Here is a 220-nt window from a genome sequence, read left to right on the forward strand (position 1 = left end):
CACGCCCACGCCCGAAACGGGTCTTCCGCCTGAGAAAGAGCGCGAATATCTCGGCCTGCTGAAAACGGGGACGCTCGAGCAAATCAACGGCTTCCTGTCCGCGAACGGCTACGAGACGACGCGGCCCGAAGACCTAGCCGCATGGGTGGCGGAGCGAGACGCGGGCGGGGATGTGACTCCCTCGATTGGCTACGCGGCTGCACCGCCGATTATGATCGAC

The 220-nt window shown here is 64.5% G+C and carries 1 protein-coding gene; it reads left to right on the top strand.

What is annotated here, in order from left to right:
• The coding region (locus A3736_RS17640; RefSeq protein ID WP_197465582.1) for a hypothetical protein at nt 1-220 on the top strand (220 nt) is incomplete at both ends.

It is taken from the genome of Erythrobacter sp. HI0063 (assembly GCF_001635685.1).
GTDB lineage: Bacteria > Pseudomonadota > Alphaproteobacteria > Sphingomonadales > Sphingomonadaceae > Qipengyuania.